This window comes from Parabacteroides sp. PF5-9 (assembly GCF_029893105.1).
GTDB lineage: Bacteria > Bacteroidota > Bacteroidia > Bacteroidales > Tannerellaceae > JARXWG01.
In genome coordinates this window covers 14,145-31,173 of record NZ_JARXWG010000033.1, presented here as the reverse complement: position 1 = coordinate 31,173, position 17,029 = coordinate 14,145, and the positions used below count along the sequence as shown (strand labels likewise).

Sequence of the window (17,029 nt, the reverse complement as noted above, 5' to 3'; positions counted from 1 at the left end):
GTTTGTACTCTTTTGCCATATACAAAAAAATTGATCATTTATCCATGACCAATTTTCTGTTTTTATTTAAATATTCATCTTCCATAAACTGAATAAACGCATTGTTGACCATTCGGGTGCCTCCCGGTGTCGGATAATCACCGGAGAAGTACCAGTCGCCGGGATGATTCGGACACGAAAGATGCAACCCCTCCAATGTTTGGTAAACAATTTCTACCCGGGCTTTTGTTCCGGCCGGCGTCAATATTTCAACTATTTTACCGGATATTTCTTCCACAGTGAACGGAAGATATATCTCTTTAACATAATTGATCATTGTTCCGTCGGGCTGTGCGTATTGTTCTCTGGCTTTTTTATAGGCGTTCAATAGAACATCTGTTTGTCCGCGCTCTTCCAGTAATGCAACAGCCGCCTTAAATGCGATGAATTCACTCATCCGCGACATATCAATACCATAATAATCAGGATACCTGACCTGTGGTGAAGAGGAAACAATGATAATCTTCCGGGGATGAAGCCTGTCTAATATGCCGATTATGCTTTGACGCAACGTTGTCCCACGAACAATACTGTCGTCTATAACCACCAGATTATCCACAAACGGCTCGATACTGCCATACGTAATATCATACACATGAGCCGCCAGATCATTCCGGCTATGTCCTTCGGCGATAAACGTTCGTAATTTGATATCTTTTATTGCCACCTTCTCAGTCCGTACACGCATAGATAAGATCTGTTCCAGTTCTTCCGTATGCAACAGATGTGTACGATCGGCAATCCACTCTTTTTTCAGGCCATTCAAATAGTTATTCAACCCCTCTTCCATCCCGAAAAAAGCGACTTCGGCCGTATTGGGTATAAATGAAAAAACGGTATGGTTTAAATCATAATCAATCGCTTTTAATATCGGTTGAACCAGATTATCCCCCAAACGCTTACGCTCTTTGTAAATATCGACATCACTTCCACGGGAGAAATAGATACGTTCGAAAGAACAGGCCTTGTTCTCTTTCGGCGCAACAATCTGTGAGGTACGAACTTCTCCGCCTTTATTTATCAATAGCGCTTCACCCCGATTGAGTTCTTTGACCTCATCAGCCTGAACATTCATTACCGTTTGTATAACCGGTCGTTCGGAAGCCAAAACAACGATTTCATCATCCATATAATAAAACGCGGGACGAATACCCCAGGGATCACGTACACCGAACAGTTCGCCGCTTCCGGTGAGTCCGCAGATTACGAATCCGCCATCCCATGAGGGCAGACATTTTTTCAACACATTGGACAGATCGATTCGCTGCTCTATGGCTTCAGTAATCGCTTTTCCCGTCATACCTTCCGACTCGGATTGTATATACAACCGTTCGACTTCACGATCCAACCGATGTCCCATCTGTTCCAACATAATATATGTATCCGAATACTGACGGGGATGTTGTCCGATTGCTGTTATTTCCTGAAAGACCTCATCTACATTTGTTAAATTGAAGTTGCCGCACAAGGCCAGATTCTTTGCTCTCCAATTGTTTCGGCGTAAAAACGGATGGATATAAGAAAGCCCTGATTTCCCGGTGGTGCTATATCGAAGATGTCCCATATAAAGTTCTCCGGCAAAAGGAAGATGCGCCTGGGCATATAAAGGATCATTGAGTGTTTCTTCGGTTAAATCTTTGTAATGTTGATGAACTGCCGCAAAAATTTCAGGAATAGCACCGGTGCCTACCGCTCGTTCACGAAACATATATTCTTCTCCGGGATCAGCCTCCAGTTTAACACAAGCCAATCCGGCTCCCTCCTGTCCGCGGTTGTGCTGTTTCTCCATCAACAAATAAAGTTTGTTGAGACCATACATCCATGTTCCATATTTTTGATGATAATACGCTAAAGGTTTCAGTAATCGGACCATGGCAACACCACACTCATGCTTCAAAATTTCCATCGCAGAATCGATCTTTTTATATTCGAGGGCAAAGATACTTACATCTCACCGAGATGTTGTTGTTTTAGTGTTAAAAAGAATAAACATTTTTACACTAAAACTGCTTTTATGAGATATTTTGTCAGAACAATCACATAAATAAACACAATTAGACACAAACAACAGTCAAAACAAACCAAAAAGACAACATTTGACAGAATAAGTAAAACAGATCAGCAATACACCCAAATCCTTTTCCAAAAAATAGCAGGATGTTTCTCCGAAAAAAGGTTGATGAAATATCGTTTGACAATTGTCGAATGATCGTTTGACATTTGTAGAATGATCATTTGATAATTATAGAACGATCGTTCGACAATTGTCAAACGATTTTATCTCTCGGTGTTTTCGGACAACTCTTCGGACATTTGAATTTCTTTTTCTTATTATCTCACGTTAATGATCCAAATCTTTCTACATCATGACAGATAGACCTATATCTTAAGCAAAGCGATGAAAAGGGGAAACGGCTCGTTTTTATACATTTATTTATAAAAAACATCGATTTGATCGATTTATTAGGTTTTATTGGATATTATACAACATTCTTTAATACTTAATCTACAAATGGATTTATTTTATTCTGTATCTTTGCATTGTGGTTTTTTCATAATAGTATTAGATTTAAGGTTAACAAAGTTGGTTATGGGTTGTCGTGAGACAACCTTTAATTTTTTATAGACCTCTCATCTTTCACTCTCACAAAAAAACGGTCTGTCGCTTCAGATCAATCAATCCAATTCGAATGTAAATCTAACACCGAGTCCTTCGTATTTCCAACGGTCGAATCCGGCAAAAACAGCTACATTAAAAATCAGATTACCAAAACCATATCCCACTTCCGTATAGCTTGGTAGTACCGGAGTCCATAATTGTCCGAAATACACCCGTTCGGACAAAACATATTTTGAGACTTTCTTTTTAAACAACTGAGAGAGTATAAAAGGACTTTCATACATCAAATGTGCTTGCACATATCGATCGGAGGCATTAAACCAATACCTGTTCAATTGATGAAATACTCCGCCGATACGATCTTCCCATGACTCCGGGAAATTACGTCGTGCAAAATAGCGGAAATCCGCAAAATAGGTCGATTTGGCGTTTATATAAGCTCCTCCGCTTACATAATAGTTCATTCTTCGAAGCGAACCTAAAGGTAAACTCTGGTGCACCTGCATCTCTATGCGTCCATAATTCCCCAGACTACCCAATACATCCGGGATCGCTTGCCCATATTCGATCGAAATAGTCGGATAATACGAATAAACATATTGTTTTCGATGCCCGTTCATCCGGTAAAACTGACGAGGGGTATAGGATAAGCTTATAAACGGCACAAAATCATTGAAATCTTCACTCAGCAACTCTTCCACATCGTCACCCGGGTCTATGTCTATCTTTTTCTTCTCCGGTACACGTCTGTGATAAGTAAGACCCGAAGAAAATAAAAGGCCATTCGATAGTTCTATCGTATTGCGTAAATCCAGATAATAGTCCCGAAAACAATCCAGATTCAGATCATTGAAATTGATCACCGAGTCTTTCAACAGCACCTCTATTTCTTTCATCAATTTCGAAGAATAACTCTGATTTCCATTAGCTATCATTAAACTGATTGCACCTTTTTTCTCAGGTTTGTATAAATACTCCCCTCCTATTTTAAAAAAAATCTCTTTCCGCTTAAAGACATAGCCTATTTCCGGTCGAAACATCAACTCACGACCATTTGTCAACGTTTTATTAATCCTCAAACGTTGTTTATAAGTAATACCATTCCTGCCGGAATAACCCAGTTGAAGCGGATTCAAAATACCGGAATAACGAATTCGGGTCGTTTTATAATCCATCTTAATCGTATTCGTCAACTGCTCTGTCAACTCCAGGTAATCAATATGATTTGTTGTATCTGCCGGTTCTTCTATCCGTTCCTCCCGGTTATAAAGGATCTGAAGTTCTTCTTCTGTCAGCGATTGATCCCGTTTTTTATTCCAATAGGTCGAATCACGAATGATAGGGATTGTATCGGTTGCCAATTCAAAATAATCGGTCAAATCCAACGGTTTCCATTTCGGTGGATCATTATCTTCTGCCACCCACTCGACTTCTTTATAGTTAAGCGAGGTGTGATAGGTAGACGCCACCACATTTCCCAAAATGTTATATCGAAGGTTAAGTTCTGCCTTATCCGGTAGTAAAAATTGATGAAAGCCTTGACTAAAACTTAATTTCAGATTAAATTCAGCGAAATAATAACGCCCATATAAGTCTATTTTTTCGATCAACCAGGAGTTATCGCGAATATACATCTCACCACTGACCAGCCGTTGGCTCAATTGCTTCGGGAGAAATCGTATTTTATAGACTCTTGTTCCAAGCGTATCGATCACATCTTGTATACTGTAATCATATAACCGCATCGCATTACGAGCCATCGGTGTTATAACTTCATCCTCATAGTTTGTCGATGAGTAGACATTCATATTCAGAAACGTTAACACCTCTTGTTGTTTCTTACTGTTGGGGATGCTATTCCCATTGACCGCTTTAAAATTGTGGATGTAATGGTTCGGAGCATTGTATTCGGACTCACTGACCATCTCAAAAAGCATATCTTTATTTCTGCGATTCAAGGGGAATAAATGGTGCCCAAAACGGATCAGATAATTCTCTTTTAAGATTTCTGTTCTGCCTTTAATGTATATCTCCGCTTTATAACGGGAGATCTGATTGGCATGTTTAGCTGAACTGGTAATAATATGTTGCATGATTGAATCAACATATATTTGGTTACCAATCGGACTGGCATGTAAATAATCATCATCACTGCAAGTATCGATATTATCGGCGAGCACACTTACAGAGAATAGGGATAGGATAAATATGAGCTGTTTTTTCTTCAATTATAACGGTCATTGCTACACAAATATAACAAAAGAATAGTACATTTTGTTGCTTTGCAAAGGAAATGCTTTACCTACACTTAAGAATTCAGCTTGTTTTTTAGTTTTCTTCCTAAAAATAGTATATATTTGTGCTTCATAACTATGTTATAAAACAGTCGTGGTTAAACAGCAAAAAGAAGAGATCGATTTTTCGACAAGCTTATCTGAAGTTTGGAGGTTATTGACCGATAAGGAGCGGGAAATCCTTCGACAACATTCGACAATTCAACATTTCAAGCGTAACGAATTGATCTATTACGAAGACGATGAGCCCAAAGACATGATGTGTTTGTTGAAAGGCAAAGTCAAAATCTTCAAAGAAGGTGTTGGCGGCCGAAGTCAAATTATACGCATGATCAAACCTATTCAATATTTTGGTTATCGTGCAAACTTTGCTCAAGAAGATTACTTAACAAATGCATCCGCATTTGAAGCATCTACCGTTTGTCTGATTCCGATGACCATTGTCAGGGAGTTAATCTACGGTAATCCTCACCTTGCCATGTTTTTTATCAAACAGCTTTCCATTGATCTGGGGGTGGCGGATGAACGTACCGTCAACCTCACACAGAAACATATTCGGGGACGCCTGGCTGAATCACTCTTATTCCTCAAAGACAGTTACGGATTGGAAGAAGATGGTGCCACCTTAAGCATCTATTTGGCCCGGGAAGATCTGGCCAACTTATCCAATATGACCACCTCCAATGCCATACGCACCTTATCGACTTTTGTTACAGAGCGTATGATTGCCATGGACGGCCGGAAAATCAAAATAATCGACGAAGAAAGACTGCGCAAAATCAGTAAGATGGGCTAATCGACAGCAAAGCTGTCGAAATTGACAGTTCGATTTATTGGAAAATCTGCTTATAGAATTGCTTCACGTATTCGTAATAACTTTACAAGCAGATTTTCCAATAAATCGAGTTGTAGCATATTGGCTCCATCCGATTTTGCGGTTTGTGGATCAGGATGTGTTTCTATAAATAGACCGTCTGCTCCTACCGCTATTGCGGCTTTGGCTATTGTCTCGATCAATGCAGGTAATCCACCTGTCACCCCAGATGTCTGATTGGGTTGTTGCAGCGAGTGTGTGACATCCATGACGACCGGATAGCCAAACTCCCGCATCTGAGGAATACCGCGATAATCAACAATCAGGTCGGTATATCCGAAAGTAGTCCCTCTCTCCGTTAACATGATCTGATTATTCCCGGCATCAGCCACCTTTTGAGCCGCAAATGCCATAGAAGCTGGTGATAAGAACTGTCCTTTTTTGACATTTACGATCTTGCCGGTTTTGGCTGCTGCCACTAACAAGTCGGTTTGCCGGCTTAAAAATGCGGGAATCTGTAAAACATCCACATATTCTGCTGCTTTTGCTGCTTCTTCATTTTCATGAATGTCCGTTACTGTAGGAATATCAAAGGTCTCTCCTACTTTACGAAGGATCTTTAATGCTTTTTCATCTCCAATCCCGGTAAAAGAATCTAAACGTGAACGGTTTGCCTTACGATAAGAACCTTTAAAAATAAAAGGGATGGACAGTTTCTCCGTAACCTTGACAATATGTTCTGCAATCTGAAGCGCCATCTCCTCACCTTCTATTACGCATGGGCCGGCCATAAGGAAAAAGTTTTCACTTTTTTGTATCTTATCAAATGTGATCATATACTATAATTTATTGAGTAAGTAATTTCTTTGTGATAACAATCTTTTCTTCTGTCGGTAACGTAGCATCAATCCAATGAATCGTACTCCCCCGCCGTTCCATCCCTCTGAACCAAGTCATCTGACGTTTGGCAAACTGATGAATCGCAATCTCCAATTGACCGACCATCTCTTCATAAGATAATTGTCCTAAAATATACAAGGTTAAAAACTTATATTCCAGACCGTAATAGATCAGATCATCCGGATGCACACCAGACGAAATAATCGTTCTAACCTCATCGATCATTCCTTCGTCCAGACGGCTGCGCAGCCGCTTGGATATCTTTTCCCGGCGCAACTCCCGATCGATATCTATACCGATAATCAAACTATGAATTGGCGCATATTCGCGACTATCAGGCGCCTGTGTTTTATAATATTCTTCAATCTCAATCGCGCGTATGGCTCGTTGAGCCGAATCGACATCCGTTTTGTTATGAAGTACCTTGTAAGAAGCTAGGATACGCGTTAACTCCTCCAGTGTTTTCTCCTTCAATGATTCTCGCAATACCGGATTGGGAGGTACATCCAACAGTTTATACCCCTTCAGTACAGCCTCAATATACATACCTGTTCCACCACAAAGGAGAGGCCTTTTTCCTCTATTTTTGATCTCCTGGTAGACCCGAAAAAAATCGTGTTGATATTCAAATACATTGTACTTATAACCAGGATCACAGATGTCGATCAGATGATACGGTATCTCTTTTCCGTTTATCGTGTAATCGCTCAGATCTTTACCGGTACCCAAATCCATCGAACGATAAATCTGCCGGGAATCTGCACTGATGATCTCCGTATCCAGACTGGCGGCTAAAGCGGCTGCAAAAGAAGTTTTGCCTGATGCCGTCGGACCCAATATCGTTATAAGTTCATACGCTTCCATCGTACCAACAAAAGTAAATAAAAAAAGCCGCATCCTCGAAGGATACGGCTTTAATCTATATGTGTATGGAATTATCCGTTTACTTTTTTCATGTAAGCGATCAGTTCCAATACTTTGTTTGAATAACCCCATTCGTTGTCATACCAAGATACAACTTTCACGAATTTGTCAGTCAAAGCGATACCTGCTTTTGCATCGAAGATTGAAGTACGAGCATCACCGATAAAGTCTGCAGATACCACATCATCTTCAGTATAACCAAGGATACCTTTCAATTCATTTTCAGAAGCAGCTTTCATAGCAGCTTTGATTTCTTCGTAAGATGCAGGTTTAGCCAAGTTAACTGTCAAGTCAACAACTGAAACGTCCAACGTAGGAACGCGGAAAGCCATACCTGTCAATTTACCGTTCAACTGAGGAATTACTTTACCTACAGCTTTAGCAGCACCTGTAGAAGAAGGAATAATGTTACCAGCAGCAGCACGTCCACCTCTCCAATCCTTGATAGAAGGACCGTCTACGGTTTTCTGAGTAGCTGTAGTAGCATGTACTGTAGTCATCAAACCGTCAACGATACCGAACTTATCGTTCAATACTTTAGCGATAGGAGCCAAACAGTTAGTTGTACAAGATGCATTAGAAACAAACTGAGTTCCTTTCACATACGAATCCAAGTTAACACCACAAACGAACATTGGGGTATCATCCTTAGAAGGAGCCGACATCACTACATATTTAGCACCAGCGTCAACGTGAGCTTTAGCTGTATCTTTTGACAAGAACAGACCTGTAGATTCAACAACGTATTCAGCACCAACTGCATCCCATTTCAAATCAGCAGGATTTCTTTCAGCAGTTACACGGATTACGTTACCGTTTACGACCAAGTTACCGTCCTTAATATCAATTGTTCCGTCGAATTGACCGTGGATTGTATCGTATTTCAACATGTAAGCCATGTATTCAACACTAATCAAGTCGTTGATACCAACTACCTGAATATCACTTCTCTTTTGAGCAGCACGGAAAACTAAACGTCCGATACGGCCGAAACCGTTAATACCTACTTTAATCATTGTAATAAAACTTTTTTATGGTTTAAAAAAATACTTGTATATCCATTCGGTCTAACAACCACAAGGAGTAGCACACGATGCCCAGATTAACAGCATCAACGTAAAAGCGAATATAAGAGCCAAGTTACGTTTCAAAATGTCCTTGTTTTTAACGAGTGCAAATTTAGTCATGTTTTTTGTAAGTTTTTTAAATATTGAAAGAAAAAATAGACATCCTAACATAAATTAATGTTAGAATCACCTCTTTTCCTTCTTTTTTCCAGCGAATAAATTTCCAATTAATTTTTTAGCCCCTTTTATACCCATAGTCAATAAAAACGGTTGAGCAACACGCATCGCCAATGGCCATAGATGTTTGCCTTTCGTGAAATAATTCGCCACACCTCCCAAAGTCATATCTATTATCTCCGAAGAAAATGAAGGTGAATCCGGTGTCACTTTATCTGTTGGTGCAGATTTCGAACCGGGTAAAATAGCAGCAGTAATCCCGTGGAGAATCAGCCGTCCACTATTCTGTTGCAAATAATGGAAGTTGGCATTCAGTTTATTTTCCTGTATTTGAGCTAATACCTGAACACGTGTTTTATTCGATTTCAACCTCTCCAGTGGAGTCTGTTTCTTTTGCATACTCTGTATCTTTATGAGTATCATCATCGGCGCCATCTAATGCACCAATAACAAGATTAGTCACTTTAGTCGTAAACCCTTTTTTGCCCAGCATTAAAAAACCTATGGCCAATAGATAAAGACCTCCCACAATTGCAAATCCACCACTATACGAATTCAGCCATTCACCCAATTGTATACCTAAAGCGACAAAAAGAAAAACCGTAGCCAATAAGGCCAGAATAAGAATCACTAATACATATGAAAGAACGGATATCACCTTACCCGCCCTTTCAAACGTACTCAGTTTCAGGAATTCAAATTTTAACTCCACATAAGTTGTCAGATCTTCCTTCAACTCATTGAAAATTTGTCCTAAATTTTTCTCCATAAGCTATTTATTCAGCAGTTCCATCCGCTGCCGTATGCCGGATTTCGCTCTTTTTTTCTTTGATGGCTGCCACAGCTTCATGTCCGGTCTCTTTCGCTTTTTCCAAAGCCGAATTCAATCCGTCTTTTGCTTTTCCTGCAAGGTCTTTCAACTCATCCAACAACTCCTCTCCTTTTTCCGATGCAACCAGATAACCTACTGCAGCACCTACTGCTATACCTGCCAAAAGGCCCAATAATAATTTTGAATCAGAACTTTTCATAACCTTTACATTTTAAATTGTTTATATTAAATATAACGGATTTGCGGCAAAGATAGTTTACCGAGTCCCACGCTTTTATTGTTAAAAGATGTGTTCTACGCTTTTTGAGTTTGAACGGCTACCCAGTTATTTCTTACAGTAAAAGATTGGAAGATTAACCCCTGTTGCTCCGCAGCAGATCGAATAGCCGGAATATCTTCTTCATAAAAACCACTCATAAAGAGTGTGCCGCCTCTTTGCATATGTTCCGCATAGACCGACAGATCATTCAACAAAATATTCCGGTTAATGTTCGCAAAAACATAATCAAAAGGGGCATCTTCCGCGATTTTTTCCGCACCACCTTCCAACACATGGATATGTGAAACACCATTCAATCGGATATTTTCCAAAGCGTTGTTATATGCCCATTCGTCGATATCAATAGCCGTCACTTTGTCCGCTCCCCGCATACGGGCCAGTATTGCCAAGACAGCTGTTCCACACCCCATATCCAAGACTTTCTTCCCGGTCAAATCTAACTGTAAAATCTCACTGATCATCAGATAGGTCGTTTCATGATTGCCAGTACCAAACGCCATTTTCGGATCGATGACAATCGTATACCTGAAACCAGGTTCCGGTTCATGAAAAGAGGCACGTATCAGACATTCATCCCCTATACGGATCGGTTTAAAGTAATTTTTCTCCCACTCCTCATTCCAGTCTTTTCCTTCAATAAGTTTTTCCGTAAAATTGAAAACGACATCCGGTAAAGGAAACAATGCCAATTGATCTGTCAATATTTTCGAATTATATTTTTTCTCTTCGATGTAAGCCACCAAGCCCTCTGCCGACTCCACAAAACTTTCAAAGCCTATCTCACCCAATTCGGCAGAAAGGATATCATTGACAATCTCTTTTTCCAGTGGGGAATTATATGTAAATGTCAGTTCGTAATAATTCATCGTTTTTTTGTTTTTTCAATCATTAAGTACTGCAAACATACATAGAGTTACCGGATTTTTATGGTTTAGATATATATAATGTTATGCTGTTTCATATATTTGGCGAAGTGGGTTCAACCTTTAACTGTGATATACCTCCTCACTTAACAATTCTAACAAAGAGTGATTGATCCGAATATAAATCGCCATTCAGATAAATGCTCTTGTGTATAATTGGATCATATTTTTTCCAAGTCATATACAGATCAAACATTATTTCATCTTTTGTATCATCTCCCCAATCAATCGTAAAGGTCTCTCCTTTATAATTAAATGGGTCAAATTCACCAAAAGTCAATAATGTTCTTTCCAGATCTTTATCATAAAACAATCTCAATCCTAATTCTTCAGGGAGCAAAAGTCGTGTTTTAAGTAGATTGTTAAACTCTTTTGTACCATATTTTACAACAAAGTTCTTACTCCAGATACTACCCTCCACATCCGGATCGACCAAACTATTCCCCTGCTTATCCACAATATCCAAAGCAATACTATAATTTGTAAAGTCCCAAATCATATATTCAATATCTTTTTCAAACCAGACGATTAATGATCTGGAAGAGAGTAATATTCCATCCTTATAAATTGCTTTTTTCAGGATGGGTTTTTCTTTACTTCCGGTAAGATAAAGATCAAAGAATATATTGTCTTTCGTACCATCACCCCAGTTTATCGTAAGAGGCTCATTTTTATAACAATGCTCCGGATTAAAATCGCTAAGGACTAATACATTCTTTCTGATCATCTCATCATAGACAACCTCCAGAATGAGTCCTTCCGAGTCTCCTTCAGACAATAATTTATACTCTTTATTCTTGAAAGTAACGGTTATATCATCATCCAAGCAGTTTCCCATCGTTTTATCATTCAACAAATCCCCTCCATACTGGCTTTCAACAATAAATCGTATATTACAATTGGTATAATCCCAAACCTCTTCAACATGACTAATTTCCGGTTTTACAACCATTACAGTTAGTGATTCATCGGTATAAAGTTGTCCGTTAAGAGTAATTGTTTTATGGATAACCGGATCTCCGTTAATGTCTTCTGCGACATATAGATCGAATAAAATTTCATCTTTAGAGCCATTTTCCCAATGGATAATTATCTTTTCATTCTTATATTCGTCATCCGGATTAAAAAAGCCCAACCACAAATAGCTCTCATGTTCCAACTCACCAATAGTCAGGTGAAAATCTTGAGAAGAATTAGCATCTAAAGCCTCTATTTTAGTATGCATCTCACCTTTATACTCAATTGTCATAATATCTGACAAATCTCCCGGGCCTCGATCTCTCAATGCATTTTTACCATATACATTTTGTACAAAAATTTTCATATGAACATATGTAGAATACGGCCTTTCTACACGATCGTTGTTATCCTCACAGCTAAGAACCAGTAAAGGAAGTGTTATCAATAAAAGAGATAGATATTTTTTCATTGTAAATATAAGTTGTAACATGCTTATATCACAAATATACATAAACAATTTCAAAATGTGAGAAATAGAACTTTTTTATTCAAAAATTATGCAAACCAAATGATTATAAAAAGAATAACTTTCAAACAAAATCGCCAGAACGCCTTCATCTTTTCATTGAGACACACTCCCTCTTTTATCTGCTTGTTCAAACCAAGATGATGTTATACTTTCAGAAATATATTCCGCTTATAAAGTATCCACAGGATAAAATAGATGATTCCGGCATTACATACAGCCAGTAATACAGGATAATAATTCCCCAGCCAAGGCTGTAATCCATAAAACAGAGATTCTCCAATACATCTGAAGTTGATGATACTGGCCAACAGATACGCTGCAATCGAATTCATTCCATACACTTTCAACCAGGTCAGATTTTTTTGGTGTCCTTTATAATCGATCCAATAATAAAAGAGTCCCATTAATAAAAAACAATAACCGCTACTAACCAAAACCATCGAACTGGTCCATATTTTCTTGATCACCGGCAATTGCAAGCCCCATAACCAACCCAAAACCACTAAAGCAACACCTATACCCAACAGCCATTTAATTTTCAATTTGGCCTCCAGTTTATTTTTAATCAATTGGCCGGCAAACAATCCACTTAACACCGTCACCCCAAAATTCAAACTACTCCATATCCAAGTATACCGGTAATGCGCCGAAAATACAACTTCACCATCGACCACGGTTGCCTGGTCACGAAAACGGCCAAGTACCGTGCGGTCCATCCATTCAGCCAAATTACCATCAGGCGTATAATCTCCCCCTCCATAGCCTTGAACAGTGACAAATTCCATTACCAGCCAAGAAACCAACAAAAAAGCAATAGCCACACCTATCTGTACAGATGTCCGGAAATGTAAAAACAACAATGCAGCGATTGCATATCCAACCGCAATACTTTGCAGCGTATTTGAATAGAGATAAATTCGATCCGGATCTAATGCCAATAAATTACCCTGGCACATCATCCCAAAAATCCAAAGCAACAAGACTCGTTTGAATATCCGCCAATAAACAGTTTTCTTATTCGGATGATTTTTAAAACGCGAGAATGCAAACGGCATGGAAACTCCCGACATAAAAAGGAACAGGGGCATCACTAAATCCCAGGTAGAAAACCCTTCCCATTGTACATGGGAAAATCCCCACATAAACGAATCAAACCAAGGTGTATTTACGGCCCGCTGTAAGGGGTGGAGAACTATCTCCAGAGTAACCAGACAAAACAGATCAAATCCTCTGAGAATATCCAACGATTCTAAACGTTGGGTTAGTGGTGGTTGATTTTTCATAAGCGACTTTATTCAGATTCATGCAAATCTAATTATTTCATTGTAAACCACACTAGTTTTTCGAACAAAACCACCCGAACACCTTCATCTTTTCATTGAGACACGTTACCCCTTTCATCTGACTGTATCAACCATTTCATTCTGAAAAATTAATCGTCTAACAGTTGGTAGACGATAGTGACACAGTTGGTAGACGAAAGTGATCCAATTGGTAGACGAAAGTGACACAACTGGTAGACGATTAACTCTCTCATACAAAAAATAGAGACAAACCCAATGATTCGAAGAGGCAATGCAGACCGTTCTGATAAGGGGTTTTAATAATAAATGTGAATTTAAATATTTATTCCAAGTAGGGTAATGTTTGAAGGTTTTTCGAAGGCCAAATCCCGCAGGGATTTAATGTGCATAACCCCGGGTGAAGAGGAGCGTAGCGGATCGACCCGGGGTATATAATGAGTGTAACAAACGAACGCCGAAGGTGTTCAATCATCTGCGGTTCAACACCTATCGGCGTTGATTGGAGAGTGGTATCTATTCACCCCGGGTCGATCCGCTACGCTCCTCTTCACCCGGGGTTATGCACATTGAACGCCTGTGGCGTTCGCTTTCACTATCTTCACCTTTTCTTCCATTCGAAGCTTATTTTTACAACTTACATGAACGGGTATACTCTTTGTCTTTTTGCAGGAAAATCCCGTTAGGGATTCATATGCGTAACCGCGGGTGTAGCGAAGCAAACCCGTGGTTGTTGAAAATACCCCATACGATTCAACGCTTCTAAATTGAAACTTATAACTCACATTAAATAAGATATTCATAAGCAAATACATCAAAGCCATATTGTTTTAATCATTGATTCGCTTTATTCTGCGGATTTATATTAGATTTGTATCCATCTTAATTCAATACTTAATTTTTTTAGATCATGAAGAAACTAATTGTGTGTTTGGCAGCGTTTTTGTGCTGCGTATCGCTTTTTGCTCAGGAGAATCTGGGAAGCAGAGCTGTGGTTAATTCCCCTGAAATCAATCCGGACAACAGTGTCACTTTCCGCTTTGTCGCTCCTAAAGCTGTTCAGGTACAGGTCACAGGTGATTTTCTGAATCCCCGGCAACCGATAACGATGAAAGAGGGTGAAAATGGGGTCTGGGAATATACAACAGCGCCGCTACCTTCGGAACTGTATACCTATAACTTCATTGTAGACGGCTTGGCTGTTAAAGATCCGAACAATGTCTATATGATACGGGATGTGGCATCCGTGATGAATCTGTTCATTATCGGAGGTGATAAAGGTGATTTATACAGTGTTCAGAACGTACCTCACGGAAATGTGTCGAAAGTATGGTATGATAGTCCTACCTTGGGTATGAAACGCCGTATGACGATCTACACCCCTCCGGGATATGAAACCGGCAAAACCAGCTATCCGGTGCTCTACCTGTTGCACGGTAGCGGTGGTGACGAAGAGGCCTGGATAGATCTGGGACGCACGGCTCAGATTATGGACAACCTGATCACACAAGGAAAAGCGAAGCCAATGATTATTGTTATTCCTAACGGAAATGCCGCCCAGGAAGCTGCGGCTGGTTATTCACAGGAAAATTTCTCCTACAAACCGGCTATGGGAGGTGGAACGCGCGGGGGTATCGCGACCTATCCGGAATCTTTTAAAGACATCATGAAGTATGTCGAAAACAATTACCGCGTCATTAAGAAAAAAGCCTCCCGGGCTGTTGCTGGTCTTTCAATGGGTGGCGGACATGCGTATATGATCTCTAAAGATTATCCGAATACGTTCGATTATGTCGGATTGTATTCTGCTGCCGTAGGGCCGGCTACCGACAAAGAAGGGAATGTCAATAAAGAAGTTATTTCCCAATTGGAAAAACAACGGGATAATAAGTTCAAACTTTACTGGATTGCCTGTGGTACGGATGATTTTCTTTTTGAACGTAACAAGCAATATATGCAGCAATTGGACGGGATGAAATTTCCTTATATCTATCGGGAAAGTGACGGAGGACATACCTGGAGAAACTGGCGGATTTACTTAAGTGAATTTGCCCCGATGTTGTTCAAATAATCCCTCAATGATAAAAAAAGAGTGTCCGGAAAGTCAATTCGGACACTCTTTTTTAGAAGCTGTTTTGAATTTTATTTGAAGCTTATTTAGTCTTATCCGGAAAAAGATGTATATTGCCTTCCTAAAAAACTCAACCTGGATTTAATTTATTTATAAACAACTCTCAACTTTTTATCATGAGTAAAATAAACAGACGCAGATTTATACAGGCCGGAATGGCCGGAGTGGCCAGTTTATCTATTTCCCGCTCGGGAATAGCGAATATAAACGCTTTACTTCCTTTAAATACGGCTGTCGACAAGGTAAAATTCGGTGAAACAGGACTAACTGTCTCCCGGATAGCCATGGGTACCGGAACGGTAGGGTACAATAAAGGGTCTAATCAAACACGGTTGGGCATGGACAACTTCCTTAAGATGGCTCACCATGCCTATGACAGAGGTATTACATTCTTTGATATGGCTGATGGCTACGGATCGCATCCTTATGTTGGAGAGGCTATAAAAAGTATGCCGCGTGAAAAGATAACCCTGATGTCTAAAATATGGACTTACGAAGAAGGTTCGGATAAAATCGAACCGGTCGACAAAATTCTCGATCGGTTTCGCCAGGAAGTCGGGACAGACTATTTTGATATTATCCTGATGCATTGCATGACGCAAGGTAATTGGAGCGTTACCCGGAAACATTATGTAGACGGATTATCCAAAGCCAAACAAGAGGGTATAGTCAAAGCAGTTGGTGTATCCTGTCATAACTGGGACGCCATGGTAGAAGCGGTCGATTCGCCATGGGTCGACGTGATTCTTGCCCGTATCAATCCGTTCCAGTCGAAAATGGATGGAACGCCTGAAGCCGTCAGTGAACTTCTCGGACGGGCCCGGAAAAACGGAAAAGCAGTCATGGGTATGAAAATTTTCGGAGAAGGCAGTCATGTCAAAGACGAAGAACGCGAACAATCCATTCAATATGCACTCACACAAAGCAATATCCATTGCATGACTCTTGGACTGGAATCAGTCGCACAAATGGATGATGCGATCGAAAGAGTAATGCGATTAAAAAAGGAATAAAGCCTCTCCCCCTAAGTGGGTGTATCAAAAGTACTTCTTATCTTTAAATAGGGTACAAGTTGTAAGTAGTTACCCCTCCGAAGGGTAGATTATACATACCCCGGGTTTTTACCCGGGGTAAATCGTTAAACGCACTCGCCTCAACCTTGATAAGGGTTGAACCCGCTTCTCCATAAATTTGTCATTAAACCAACCATTATCATTGAAAAATGTCACTTCTTTCAG

At 39.8% G+C, this 17,029-nt stretch carries 14 protein-coding genes; 3 read left to right on the top strand and 11 right to left on the bottom strand.

Going from position 1 to position 17,029, the window contains the following annotated elements; genetic code table 11:
• Nucleotides 1–34 precede the first annotated feature (34 nt).
• Both M2135_RS14750 and M2135_RS14745 read right to left on the bottom strand, forming a co-directional pair.
• Entirely contained in the window at nt 35–1,945 is a 1,911-nt protein-coding gene (locus M2135_RS14750) for an amidophosphoribosyltransferase (RefSeq protein ID WP_280749294.1), read from the bottom strand.
• A gap of 770 nt (nt 1,946–2,715) precedes the next feature.
• Nucleotides 2,716–4,887 (bottom strand): DUF5686 family protein, encoded by a 2,172-nt coding sequence (locus tag M2135_RS14745; protein ID WP_280749293.1) that lies wholly within the window; start codon nt 4,885–4,887, stop codon nt 2,716–2,718.
• A gap of 160 nt (nt 4,888–5,047) precedes the next feature.
• On the opposite strand from M2135_RS14745, the gene M2135_RS14740 reads away from it, so the two are divergent.
• Nucleotides 5,048–5,749 carry a Crp/Fnr family transcriptional regulator gene (locus tag M2135_RS14740; protein ID WP_280749292.1) on the top strand — a complete coding sequence of 234 codons (702 nt, stop codon included), beginning with the start codon at nt 5,048–5,050 and terminating at the stop codon, nt 5,747–5,749.
• A gap of 50 nt (nt 5,750–5,799) precedes the next feature.
• On the opposite strand, the gene kdsA is transcribed toward M2135_RS14740, so the two are convergent.
• The 9 genes from kdsA to M2135_RS14695 form a co-directional block, all read right to left on the bottom strand.
• A complete protein-coding gene (kdsA, locus tag M2135_RS14735) occupies nt 5,800–6,603 on the bottom strand; it encodes a 3-deoxy-8-phosphooctulonate synthase (RefSeq protein ID WP_280749291.1) in 804 nt (267 codons plus the stop codon).
• A gap of 10 nt (nt 6,604–6,613) precedes the next feature.
• Nucleotides 6,614–7,531: a tRNA (adenosine(37)-N6)-dimethylallyltransferase MiaA gene (gene miaA, locus M2135_RS14730; RefSeq protein ID WP_280749301.1), complete on the bottom strand. Its 918-nt coding sequence runs from the start codon at nt 7,529–7,531 to the stop codon at nt 6,614–6,616.
• Nucleotides 7,532–7,602: 71 nt separating this feature from the next.
• Nucleotides 7,603–8,607 (bottom strand): type I glyceraldehyde-3-phosphate dehydrogenase, encoded by a 1,005-nt coding sequence (gene gap, locus M2135_RS14725; protein ID WP_280749290.1) that lies wholly within the window; start codon nt 8,605–8,607, stop codon nt 7,603–7,605.
• A gap of 237 nt (nt 8,608–8,844) precedes the next feature.
• A complete protein-coding gene (locus M2135_RS14720; RefSeq protein ID WP_280749289.1) occupies nt 8,845–9,234 on the bottom strand; it encodes a hypothetical protein in 390 nt (129 codons plus the stop codon).
• Nucleotides 9,191–9,604 (bottom strand): phage holin family protein, encoded by a 414-nt coding sequence (locus M2135_RS14715; RefSeq protein WP_280749288.1) that lies wholly within the window; start codon nt 9,602–9,604, stop codon nt 9,191–9,193. Before M2135_RS14715 ends, M2135_RS14720 begins: the two co-directional genes overlap by 44 nt.
• A gap of 7 nt (nt 9,605–9,611) precedes the next feature.
• On the bottom strand, nt 9,612–9,866 hold the full coding sequence (locus M2135_RS14710) for a YtxH domain-containing protein (protein WP_280749287.1): 255 nt from the start codon (nt 9,864–9,866) through the stop codon (nt 9,612–9,614).
• A 95-nt stretch (nt 9,867–9,961) separates the two neighbouring features.
• On the bottom strand, nt 9,962–10,813 hold the full coding sequence (prmA, locus tag M2135_RS14705; RefSeq protein ID WP_280749286.1) for a 50S ribosomal protein L11 methyltransferase: 852 nt from the start codon (nt 10,811–10,813) through the stop codon (nt 9,962–9,964).
• Nucleotides 10,814–10,952: 139 nt separating this feature from the next.
• Nucleotides 10,953–12,194: a hypothetical protein gene (locus M2135_RS14700; protein ID WP_280749285.1), complete on the bottom strand. Its 1,242-nt coding sequence runs from the start codon at nt 12,192–12,194 to the stop codon at nt 10,953–10,955.
• 308 nt (nt 12,195–12,502) lie between these two features.
• Nucleotides 12,503–13,642 (bottom strand): DUF5009 domain-containing protein, encoded by a 1,140-nt coding sequence (locus M2135_RS14695; protein WP_280749284.1) that lies wholly within the window; start codon nt 13,640–13,642, stop codon nt 12,503–12,505.
• Nucleotides 13,643–14,570: 928 nt separating this feature from the next.
• On the opposite strand from M2135_RS14695, the gene M2135_RS14690 reads away from it, so the two are divergent.
• Nucleotides 14,571–15,731, top strand: coding sequence for an alpha/beta hydrolase-fold protein (locus tag M2135_RS14690; protein WP_280749283.1), 1,161 nt, complete (start codon nt 14,571–14,573; stop codon nt 15,729–15,731).
• A gap of 176 nt (nt 15,732–15,907) precedes the next feature.
• On the top strand, nt 15,908–16,804 hold the full coding sequence (locus tag M2135_RS14685) for an aldo/keto reductase (RefSeq protein ID WP_280749282.1): 897 nt from the start codon (nt 15,908–15,910) through the stop codon (nt 16,802–16,804).
• The last annotated feature ends 225 nt before the right edge of the window (nt 16,805–17,029 follow it).

Excerpts from the sequence above, each read along its gene's own strand:
- M2135_RS14700 (WP_280749285.1), bottom strand. The coding sequence starts at position 12,194 with ATGAAAATTTTTGTACAAAATGTATATGGTAAAAATGCATTGAGAGAT.
- miaA (WP_280749301.1), bottom strand. The coding sequence starts at position 7,531 with ATGGAAGCGTATGAACTTATAACGATATTGGGTCCGACGGCATCAGGC.
- gap (WP_280749290.1), bottom strand. The coding sequence starts at position 8,607 with ATGATTAAAGTAGGTATTAACGGTTTCGGCCGTATCGGACGTTTAGTT.
- prmA (WP_280749286.1), bottom strand. The coding sequence starts at position 10,813 with ATGAATTATTACGAACTGACATTTACATATAATTCCCCACTGGAAAAA.
- M2135_RS14720 (WP_280749289.1), bottom strand. The coding sequence starts at position 9,234 with ATGCAAAAGAAACAGACTCCACTGGAGAGGTTGAAATCGAATAAAACA.
- M2135_RS14690 (WP_280749283.1), top strand. The coding sequence starts at position 14,571 with ATGAAGAAACTAATTGTGTGTTTGGCAGCGTTTTTGTGCTGCGTATCG.
- M2135_RS14715 (WP_280749288.1), bottom strand. The coding sequence starts at position 9,604 with ATGGAGAAAAATTTAGGACAAATTTTCAATGAGTTGAAGGAAGATCTG.
- M2135_RS14685 (WP_280749282.1), top strand. The coding sequence starts at position 15,908 with ATGAGTAAAATAAACAGACGCAGATTTATACAGGCCGGAATGGCCGGA.
- M2135_RS14710 (WP_280749287.1), bottom strand. The coding sequence starts at position 9,866 with ATGAAAAGTTCTGATTCAAAATTATTATTGGGCCTTTTGGCAGGTATA.
- M2135_RS14750 (WP_280749294.1), bottom strand. The coding sequence starts at position 1,945 with ATGGAAATTTTGAAGCATGAGTGTGGTGTTGCCATGGTCCGATTACTG.
- M2135_RS14695 (WP_280749284.1), bottom strand. The coding sequence starts at position 13,642 with ATGAAAAATCAACCACCACTAACCCAACGTTTAGAATCGTTGGATATT.
- kdsA (WP_280749291.1), bottom strand. The coding sequence starts at position 6,603 with ATGATCACATTTGATAAGATACAAAAAAGTGAAAACTTTTTCCTTATG.